The organism is Holospora elegans E1 (genome assembly GCF_000648275.1).
GTDB classification, from domain to species: Bacteria; Pseudomonadota; Alphaproteobacteria; order Holosporales; family Holosporaceae; genus Holospora; species Holospora undulata_A.
On sequence record NZ_BAUP01000144.1, the window covers coordinates 1 to 9,043 of the forward strand.

The 9,043-nt window shown below is 35.9% G+C and carries 11 protein-coding genes and 1 pseudogene; 3 read left to right on the forward strand and 9 right to left on the reverse strand.

What is annotated here, in order from left to right; translation table 11 throughout:
• Positions 1–406: 406 nt before the first annotated feature.
• From HE1_RS05775 to HE1_RS08390, 4 genes and pseudogenes are all read right to left on the reverse strand, one after another.
• Positions 407–1,585 carry a hypothetical protein gene (locus tag HE1_RS05775; protein WP_162480445.1) on the reverse strand — a complete coding sequence of 393 codons (1,179 nt, stop codon included), beginning with the start codon at positions 1,583–1,585 and terminating at the stop codon, positions 407–409.
• Positions 1,586–1,764: 179 nt separating this feature from the next.
• A complete protein-coding gene (locus tag HE1_RS05780; protein WP_052567429.1) occupies positions 1,765–3,021 on the reverse strand; it encodes a terminase large subunit domain-containing protein in 1,257 nt (418 codons plus the stop codon).
• 344 nt (positions 3,022–3,365) lie between these two features.
• A pseudogene (locus HE1_RS10510) lies at positions 3,366–3,525 on the reverse strand (IS5/IS1182 family transposase); the annotation flags it as partial.
• 34 nt (positions 3,526–3,559) lie between these two features.
• The gene (locus HE1_RS08390; protein ID WP_052567431.1) at positions 3,560–3,751 is read right to left on the reverse strand and encodes a hypothetical protein; all 192 of its coding nucleotides are present in this window, start codon (positions 3,749–3,751) and stop codon (positions 3,560–3,562) included.
• Positions 3,752–4,134: 383 nt separating this feature from the next.
• Here HE1_RS08390 and HE1_RS09175 point away from each other — a divergent pair, with 383 nt between their 5' ends.
• The gene (locus tag HE1_RS09175) at positions 4,135–4,305 is read left to right on the forward strand and encodes a hypothetical protein (protein ID WP_162531303.1); all 171 of its coding nucleotides are present in this window, start codon (positions 4,135–4,137) and stop codon (positions 4,303–4,305) included.
• Positions 4,306–4,502: 197 nt separating this feature from the next.
• Here HE1_RS09175 and HE1_RS10075 read toward each other — a convergent pair whose 3' ends face one another.
• From HE1_RS10075 to HE1_RS09180, 3 genes are all read right to left on the reverse strand, one after another.
• Positions 4,503–4,625 carry a hypothetical protein gene (locus tag HE1_RS10075; protein ID WP_278243485.1) on the reverse strand — a complete coding sequence of 41 codons (123 nt, stop codon included), beginning with the start codon at positions 4,623–4,625 and terminating at the stop codon, positions 4,503–4,505.
• A gap of 19 nt (positions 4,626–4,644) precedes the next feature.
• A complete protein-coding gene (locus HE1_RS10080) occupies positions 4,645–4,734 on the reverse strand; it encodes a winged helix-turn-helix domain-containing protein (RefSeq protein ID WP_162480452.1) in 90 nt (29 codons plus the stop codon).
• 181 nt (positions 4,735–4,915) lie between these two features.
• The gene (locus HE1_RS09180) at positions 4,916–5,068 is read right to left on the reverse strand and encodes a hypothetical protein (RefSeq protein ID WP_162531304.1); all 153 of its coding nucleotides are present in this window, start codon (positions 5,066–5,068) and stop codon (positions 4,916–4,918) included.
• A 67-nt stretch (positions 5,069–5,135) separates the two neighbouring features.
• Here HE1_RS09180 and HE1_RS05790 point away from each other — a divergent pair, with 67 nt between their 5' ends.
• Together HE1_RS05790 and HE1_RS05795 are read left to right on the forward strand one after the other, a co-directional pair.
• Positions 5,136–6,620, forward strand: coding sequence for a replicative DNA helicase (locus tag HE1_RS05790; RefSeq protein ID WP_006289799.1), 1,485 nt, complete (start codon positions 5,136–5,138; stop codon positions 6,618–6,620).
• Between the two features lie 435 nt (positions 6,621–7,055).
• Positions 7,056–7,616, forward strand: a complete 561-nt coding sequence (locus HE1_RS05795; RefSeq protein ID WP_162480450.1) for a hypothetical protein — start codon at positions 7,056–7,058, stop codon at positions 7,614–7,616.
• A gap of 338 nt (positions 7,617–7,954) precedes the next feature.
• Here HE1_RS05795 and HE1_RS09825 read toward each other — a convergent pair whose 3' ends face one another.
• Positions 7,955–8,353 carry a hypothetical protein gene (locus HE1_RS09825; RefSeq protein ID WP_242837222.1) on the reverse strand — a complete coding sequence of 133 codons (399 nt, stop codon included), beginning with the start codon at positions 8,351–8,353 and terminating at the stop codon, positions 7,955–7,957.
• A 451-nt stretch (positions 8,354–8,804) separates the two neighbouring features.
• The gene (locus HE1_RS07710) at positions 8,805–8,960 is read right to left on the reverse strand and encodes a hypothetical protein (RefSeq protein ID WP_242837223.1); all 156 of its coding nucleotides are present in this window, start codon (positions 8,958–8,960) and stop codon (positions 8,805–8,807) included.
• Positions 8,961–9,043: the final 83 nt, after the last annotated feature.

Sequence of the window (9,043 nt, forward strand, 5' to 3'; positions counted from 1 at the left end):
GCTGAACCTTTCGCTGATCGATAAGTACGAAGGTTTTAAAAGTCTCTGCGCGGGATGAGAGGTTCATTTGCATTAAACATTGTTGTTTATTTTTAATAAAATAGCCTCTCTTTCGGATCTTTTAAAGCCCCTTCAAAAAAGTGAGGGGGAGTATGGCTAAGTATATTAGACGATCTACTCATTGCTCTGTTAGCATACTATTCAATCTGGATTTAACAAAATCTTTTTATACAAAACCAAATAAATTTAGTCAATGTATCTAAAAAAATGACTTAAGTAAAAGTCAGTACGCATGAACAGATCAAACAAAGCCAAAAAAGTTTAAAAGGTCATCTCTCGATTTTTTTTGATGACCTTTTCACAATTATTTTATTATGAATGTAGTCTTATCTTACTTTCTTGTGAATTAATAATCTTTTTTTGAAATAATATTCGAAAAAGCCATTTCTAAAAGGGTATTATCTCCGTTATCTGGAATTGTCTGGTAAGCAACTTGGACTACCCCAAACGCTTCTTCTTCAGAAAGATTGTGGTTCTTAATAAATTCTTTTGTGCATTTCAAAATTTTGCTATCCTGCTTAGGTAGAATCTTAGAAATTTTTTCTTCTAAATTTTCAATCTCTACCTTCTTTTCAACTTGAACGTGTTGTTTTAAGTGCTTTGGCTTTACATAAAGACTTGATAAAACCGCTTCAAACATTCTTTCGTCTCTGTCTTTATTTTTTTTAACCATTAACGCTGCAGTACGAACGATTCCTAAAGACTGTAGTTCGGGAATATTTTTTTCTTTCATATATTTTTCTGTGAAGTCCAAACTTTCAAAGCTTCGTTGAGGAAAAAATTTAAATACATTGAATCTAGCACGCTCTTTTTCTGTTAGTTGTCTTACACTTTTTAATCTATCTTTTTCTATTTCGCTTGAAAATTCATTATAAAAAAGAGTAAATTTTTCTTCGTTCATTCCCCAATATTCTTCTTTTTCAAGAAGTTTTTCTAATATTTGTTCTACTTTATTTACAGGAAAATCAAAATCTAGCAAACGCTTAATTTCTTGTTTCATTTTTGCACTCTTCTCACTTTCATGAAAGTCAGTCAAAAGTATTTTGATGTTTTTATGAACTTGAAAAGCAGTGCTAGGATTGGTGGGATTAAATAACCTATTCTTTACATTGAAAACTAAATCCTTAAGTTCACGGCGCTGTTCGAAAGTAAGAACTTTTTCTGTCCCGCTGGCAGTACAAACTATATCGCCCAAATAAGGCAAAACACCTTGGGGAACTTCCCCAGATTCCTTTATTGTTTTTAACATTAAGTTCGCAGTCTCTCGATCCATGCTTACTTCATTCATGGACTTTTTTATAGAACTGAACTTTTCAAGCATTTTTCTTCTGAAATGCCTTAGCCCTATGTCCCCAAATTCTTCTTCTATATCGTCTGTACTTCTTTTGACCTCTTCAACCATTTCACAAATTGTTTTATTATCGCTAGATTGAAAGTAAGGTAAAACATTTGCTATAAAAATATTTAATATAAGTTCTTTCTGATTTTCTTTAACGGCATAAACATCAAAAAAAGAACAGTTCAAAATAAGAAATAAATAAGATAATTTTTTTGTCATCATTTTTAAATTATAGTAAAATAACCATCGAAATGCTACTACATTTTTTACAGAATATCAACCATTTTTTTAACTTATTAGACTTTTTTAAAAATTTATTTTGCCCTTGCCAGCTTTCATAAAATAACTTAAGAATTTCTAGCATTTCATATTGTCCATATACGAGGAGTTTTTTGATCTCCCTGTAGAGAAAAGAAAAGTAAGTGCATCCCCCAAACCAACGCATCCAGTCGATCGGGAGAAACAGTGTCTTTTGGAGTATACCGCATCATCTGCTCTTCTAATTCAGGAAAACACCGTACATGATAGATACGTTTTTGTTCATATAGCGCTGCAATAGGTTGAGCTCGACAATATTTGCTCTTATTCGCCCTGACAGGAATAAACCGTCTATCGGGATAGCTTATGTGTAATAATTCTTGAATGAAATCTCCCCCATTGTTAACTTCTGCAACAATTGCCTGAGCTTTATGCGTCTGCATTGCGTGCACCGCAGTAGAAATCATCTTAGTTGGAGAAAAAATACCGCTATAATCTTGAAGCACATATCCTACCCCTTGAGCGTCTTTTCCCACTACGATTATACCGCTTTCTCCACTAGTTTTGTTATGGGTCACCGCAGGATCTAACGCAACGAAACATTTACTTAAAGGAGGAATTTTTGAGCAATACAAAATATTTTTTTGACTCCAAAGTGCCTGTTCATTTTGCTCTATTAATGTTCCATAAATTTCTTGCGCACCAAGCCGAGTGCCTTCATAGGTCTGTTTAATGTCATCAATGTAAGAGGGAGAAAGATTTTTCGCATTTTCAAAAGTTGCCCCTCTGGTAAGCACTACATCTGAACGATTGAGTAATTTATGCAAAAATGCACAAGGTCTTGGTGTTGTAGTAATAATAACTCGAGGATGTTTTCCCAATCTTAATCCAAGCATAAGCTGATGAAACACTTCTTCAGGATTAGAAAATTTTCCCAATTCATCAATCCAAGCGCTATCAAATTGAGGACCTCGCAATTGATAAAACGATGTTGCACTAAAAAAATCTGCTTTTGCCCCATTTCCCCAGACCACTCTTTTTTTATGCGGAAGATAAATAAGTCCATCTTCAGGGCGGCTGATGCTGTGCAACCCGCTTGGGCCTTCCACCATAACTTTTTGTACGTCTTGAAAGGTATTTCCCAATAGGCATATATGTCTATACCCTGTTTTTATAGCCCATTTTCGAATGGTTTCTGCCCCTGTGCGAGTTTTTCCAAATCCTCGCCCTGCCAAGATAAGCCAAATCCTCCAATCTCCAAAAGGCTCCTTCTGGCTGGGACGGGCCAAACGATCCCATGAAGAAGCTGTTCGTGAATCTAAAGTTCTTTTCAAAATGCGATTCAAGTCTTCAAAATTTGCCACTATTAAAAAAAATGCTTTAGTATTATTTTAGACAATAGACTTTTATAAATTCAAAGAATTTTTTTTCTTATACAGATTAAAAATTAATCACGATTGAAGTACAGTATAGAAAATTTTAAAAATCAAAGGTAAATTTAGTATTTCAGAAGATAGAAATAGCTTTTTATTATAAAATTTTTAAAATTACACTGTTCAATCTGAACCCCGTATTGTGGAAATACATTTTTAATACTAAAATTATTTACTATTTTTTTAGTATTTAATTGGACATCTTTGGAAACTATCATTTAGGTAACTCCATATTGTAAATATCAAAGATGAGGGGGGAATCTTAGAACCTGTATTCATGATTTAGCTATCCTTCTTAATAGGATCATGGAATTGGCTGTAATTATGTTTTCAGCAGTCGCTAGGGCAATTTCATAATCTTTAGATACCCTTCGAAAACGATTTAGCAATGCTAAATGTTCTTTCGACAATCCAACGCTTTGGAAGTATGGCCCATTCTTGAGATATACGCTCTGAGATTGCTATAGTTTTATTCAATAGAGTTCTCACAAACTCCCTTTAATGTAGGATAATTTTGCACCGCTTCCTTAAAAACTCTGTACCCAGCACCTGTGCCATTGGCCTTATGAACAGTGATATGGAGCAGATTGCCTTGCCTATCAACACCACTATGCCGTTTACGTCCTTTCATACTTAATTCGGCTTGTCTTAACAAGTTCATGCGTCACTTTTTCCCATACCCCCTTAATCTTACATCGTCTACAAAACAATGTACCGTCGAATATGGTGGAAAATCTTTGTAGCATGCGCCATTGACAACCGCTTTGGATTATATAAACTACTGCATTACCCCCCTCTTTTTTGTTGTATTTGCTTTTATTGCCGCTATCAAAATGATACTTTATCACATCCCTATCTCTCTTTTAAATCACTTGGTTAATTCATCTTCTACTCCTTCAAGCCTTTTATATCACACTTTTTTTATTCATGAATACAGGTTCTAAAAACTGATAGGTAAAAAAATGGTAAATATTACGCGCGAACAAATATTATAACAGAATTCGTGAATAATAAATAAATAGCTCCAATGATATTTAATGGATATTGTACTACGAAGGCGTTCGAAACTTGGGGGGAACAATTTTTAATAAAGAATCTGAAGTCAGGTCAGGGGGGGGGATGGATACTGCTGCCTTTCACCGATCACAGAAAACTAAAGATTTAATTGAATCTGTTGGGTGTGAGGTGCCCCTGATCTATACCAAATTAAACTGAAAGCACATGTTCATTCTTCGATGGGGGCAGGTGGGGCTGGAAATAATGCACCTCAATCCCCCTTTTTTTTCGCTGCTTTTTGGGTGTCTTTGCTTGTAGGTCCTTGATCCAAGATCAGAGGAATATTAGGGCGCCTTTGGATAAGCGTCTTTTTAGCTGATCAAAAAACGTCTTCAAGTGGGATCTATTCAAGGTTTCTAAGGATACCACCCGTCAAACCCAAGACTTCCATCAGGTTCATGCGTGTCATGGGGGGGGCTGACAGGTGATTTTCGTTGCCATGGTGGCGCGCACCCCATCACCAAACAGGATGGATTCATCTTCCGGAGGGCGTTGTCATCACCGTTGAATAAAAACTTCCCGCTTGCCTGGATCTGCCTTTGCGGGTCGTGCCGCTGGATTTTTAAATGAAAAATTATGGACGTGCAGCCATAGGGTTCAAGAACAGGAGCCGCAAATATCGCTTGCTTTCATATACGCTATGGCTTTCCAAATGTGCGATAAGTTCTGCTGTTTGTGAAACATTCCGCTTGCTTACAGAGCCCCCCGCTTGACACCATTAACTTTTGATCTTCCTTATACTCCTCTACGATCGTCAATCAGAAGAGCCTTAGCAATTTGACGAGCTCCACCCTTTGTCGGATAACAAAACTGCCTTACTCCTATCTTCTACGCGTCGGTACTTAACGCAACACGATCTTCTTCTTTCAGAAATATTTGCACAAGAAAAATTATTAAACTTGTAAACAATTTCATTCAGCATGAGTATATATTCGAAAACAAGTTAGCATATTTCGTTTCATATGTTCTATAGCTGAAACGAAACAAATGTGCTATTCTTTCTAGGTACTTTTTCTTTTCTAGAGTTTAGATTGTCTGATTCCCAGTCTTCTCTTTCTATTTTGCAGCCTCCCTATAATTTAGAGATTGAGCAAGCATTTTTAAGTATTTTGCTTCGAAACAACAGTGTTTTTGAAGAAATAGGGGAAGCTTTGCACTATGAACATTTTTATACTTCTCTGCACCAACATATTTTCAAGACACTTAGCTATCTTATTCGAAAAGGACAGATTGCAAACCCCATAACCCTAAAACATTATGTGGAAAATTATCTTCAAAATGAAGAAGTTACGCTTTCAGATACATATCTTGCAGAGCTAGCAGGATTGATAGTACCAACCTGTAACGCCCATCATTACGCTAAAATTATTTACGATTTATATCTAAGAAGACAGCTGATGCTTTTGGGGGAAAAAGTTTCTCACGGGGCCTGCGTAATGAGCGTGGAAGGCCCTGATGCGCTTCAGCAAATTGAGATAGCGGAAAATTCTTTATTTCAAATGCATCAAACAGGCCAAAAACCTCAGATACAGTCTTTTACTTCTGCCTTAACGCAAGCCATTGAAAGCGCTCAGTTGGCGTACCAACGAGATAGCCACGTCGTAGGAGTGACCACAGGATTATTAGATTTAGATAAAATGTTAGGCGGGCTTCATCCTTCAGATTTAGTAATTCTTGCGGCGCGTCCTGCGATGGGAAAAACTGCTTTGGCCACTAATATCGCTTTTAATGCAGCGCGTGTAAGAATGCATGATACAAAAGGAAAGGGAGACGGCGCAGGTGTGGCGTTTTTTTCTCTAGAGATGTCTGCCTTGCAGCTTGCTATGCGAATTCTTGGTCAAGAAACAGGAATTTCTTCAGATCGCATCCGTCGAGGAGCAATTGAAAAAGACGCATTTCCTTTATTTGTAGATCTTTCTAAAGAGCTTTCAAGTCTGCCATTGTTTATTGATGATACGCCCGCGCTATCTGTGACAAGCCTGTTAACACGTGCGCGTCGCTTGCAACGAAAAGAAGATATTAAATTGATTGTTGTGGATTATTTGCAGCTTCTTACCACAGGAAGGTCTAATAGTTCGGAAAATCGTGTTCAAGAACTTTCTGAAATCACTCGTGGACTTAAACAAATGGCAAAAACTTTAAATGTTCCAGTATTAGCGCTTTCTCAGCTTTCACGTGCGGTAGAACAAAGAGAAGACAAGCGCCCAATGCTAGCAGATCTTAGGGAATCTGGAAGTATTGAACAAGACGCTGATGTTGTTATGTTTATTTATCGAGAAGAATACTACGAAGCACGTAATAAGCCTCAAGACGGTTCTGAAAAAATGTTACACTGGCAGCGTCACATGGCGGAAATATATAATACTGCAGAAATTATTATTTCCAAGCAAAGACATGGCCCAACGGGAAGTGTGATTCTTCAATTTGATGGGGCGCGAACGAAATTTTCTAATTTGGCTCAAAAGAGTGTATAAAAATAAGGCGTAAAAGATTACCAAAGCGTATGGCTAATGGATAAAAAAACAAAAACAGCTCAAATTATTAATTTTTTATTTACTTTTCAAGATGATTTCATCGTGCTTAAAAGAAAATAAGTATGCATTGTTCTGTATTGAAAAAATTAATCTTAAATGCATGCGGAAATGAACTATTTAATTTGTTGAGTTTTGGCCAGTAGTGTGATACAACCGTTACAATTTTACTATACCTGGAGCTTTAAAATGAAAAAAATGCGGTATGTTTTGGATTTTTTTTGATAGGAAGCTCTGTCTGCTCTGCAGGAGGGGGAGGTAACTTCAGTAAAGCTAGCGAAAAAATTAGTGAAACTGAACAAAAAATAAAAAATGCGGTTATAGGGCCACAGGGTTTTGGTATTCTTCACCAAAACACCACTGATACAAGAGGAAGAAATGAAAAAAGCGATGCGAAGTATAGTGTATACTGCTTTTTACTACGATTCGTCTACTCAAAGCACGCCTGCTCCTACTATAATAGTAAATAAAAATATGGTTGATTTAGATAAAAAATTAAGAGAGGACGAAAATGCAAGAAAAAAACTTTTTGAATTTGAAAACGTTGTGTCAGAGTTAACTGAATTTGTCCCCCCTAGAAACGATCAAGAAGCTGAAAGATGGCGCTTTTTGAGGTCAGTTATTGCCTTGGATAATGCGGTGTATCCCGAAGATACTGAATTATCTTTACCAAATATTGATAGAGAGTTGAAGAACGCAATTGCATGGAAATGCCTGTCGATATGTGGAAATCAATATGTAAACAGAAGGGACATTAATTTGACGCACATAAATAAACAGAAAATAGATAGCTTGTTTTTTGCACATTCTGAGAACCCCCCCGCATCTTTTCTTATGGAGGTAGAGTCCGATAGGGGGCAGTTCATTCAAGAAGACACCCCCTCCTGGATAAAGAAGAGAATTTGTAAAGTGGAATATAAGCAACAATGGCAAGATTAAATCATAGCATTCGTAAGCGAATGAAGTTTTAATTTTAATAGACGGTATTCTAGGAAAAAAGGCTTTTTACTCATTTTCTTTATAGTGAAAAGAAAAAAGTAATAGACAGTTGTTGTTTTGGATTTTTCGGTAAATTATTTGCTTTTATAGAGCATTTTGTAACGGCTTTAATATGCGTTATATAAAAAGGGGCAAAAAGCCCCATAGTTTAATTACATTTACTTTTATTTTGAAAGTTTTAGAATACAAACTTTTCTTCACTTTTTCGTATTCTAGTCTTTATCTTAAAAATTGTTTTCATTCCCCTCCTTTCTTAGAAAACGAAGAAAAGTGTTGCCTTATTGGATGAACTGCTCCTCATCGTGCTCTATCTGTGCAGGAATAACCACAGGATTTTGCTCAGCATGTACCAAAAAAAAGTCGTTTATTTGCTGTTCATTCATGTATGCTAGATGAATATTATTTTTGTTTACGTACTGATCTCCACATATTAACAGGCATCTCCATGCAATTGCGTTCTTCAACTCTCTATCAATATTTGGTAAAGATAATTCAGTATCTTCGGGATACACCGCATTATCCAAGGCAATAACTGACCTCAAAAAGCGCCATCTTTCAGCTTCTTGATTATTTCCACCAGCTTCAAGTCCAGTTAACTCCGAAACAACGTTTTCAAATTCCAAAAGTTTATTTTTTGCATTTTCGTCCTCTCTTAATTTTTTATCCAAATCAACCAATTTGTTGTTTTCTATTATTCTAGGACCAGGCTTGCTTTTTGTGTTGGAATCATAGTAAAAAGAGGTATAGGCTATATTTCGCATCACCTTTTTAACTTCTTCCGATTTTATAGGCTGCACTTGATGAATAATATCTAAACCATGTGGTCCTATAACTTGGTTTTTACTTTTTTTACAGCTGAACTAATTTTTTCTTTAACTTTACTGAATTTCCAGCCTCCTCCTGCCGAACAAACAGAACTTGCTGTCAAAAAAAATACCAAAACATAACGTATTGTGCTCATTTTGAAACTCCAAATATCTAAAAACCTCCTAAAGATCCTATCAGATTATTAACTAAAACTCAACGGATATCTAAATTATACAAAAACCGACGTATAAATAGATATAGGTTGATAAAACGATTTAATTTAAAGAAAACTAATAAAATATTCTAAATAATAGAGACCCTTTAACAAAAGATAGCACGATCAATTTTCAATGTTTTATTGACGTGAAGTGCCGCAAAAATACGCAGTGTTACCTCCAGCATTTCAAGTGATCGTGTATTTGCAAGGGGGGAAAAATCTTGCAAACCAATGGCGGTGTGGAGCGTTATTTTGTTCAATGGAAAATGTTTTATCTTTTCCCTGAAAGAGGCGGGGGCTTGGAATAATTTTATTAAAATCTGCCCAATGATCTAAGCAATAA

What these genes read in the sequence shown, in the direction of transcription:
- HE1_RS05795 (WP_162480450.1), top strand. Translation starts at nt 7,056, where the DNA reads ATGAAAAAAGCGATGCGAAGTATAGTGTATACTGCTTTTTACTACGAT.
- HE1_RS09180 (WP_162531304.1), bottom strand. Translation starts at nt 5,068, where the DNA reads ATGCTGAATGAAATTGTTTACAAGTTTAATAATTTTTCTTGTGCAAAT.
- HE1_RS10075 (WP_278243485.1), bottom strand. Translation starts at nt 4,625, where the DNA reads ATGAATCCATCCTGTTTGGTGATGGGGTGCGCGCCACCATGGCAACGA.
- HE1_RS08390 (WP_052567431.1), bottom strand. Translation starts at nt 3,751, where the DNA reads ATGAACTTGTTAAGACAAGCCGAATTAAGTATGAAAGGACGTAAACGG.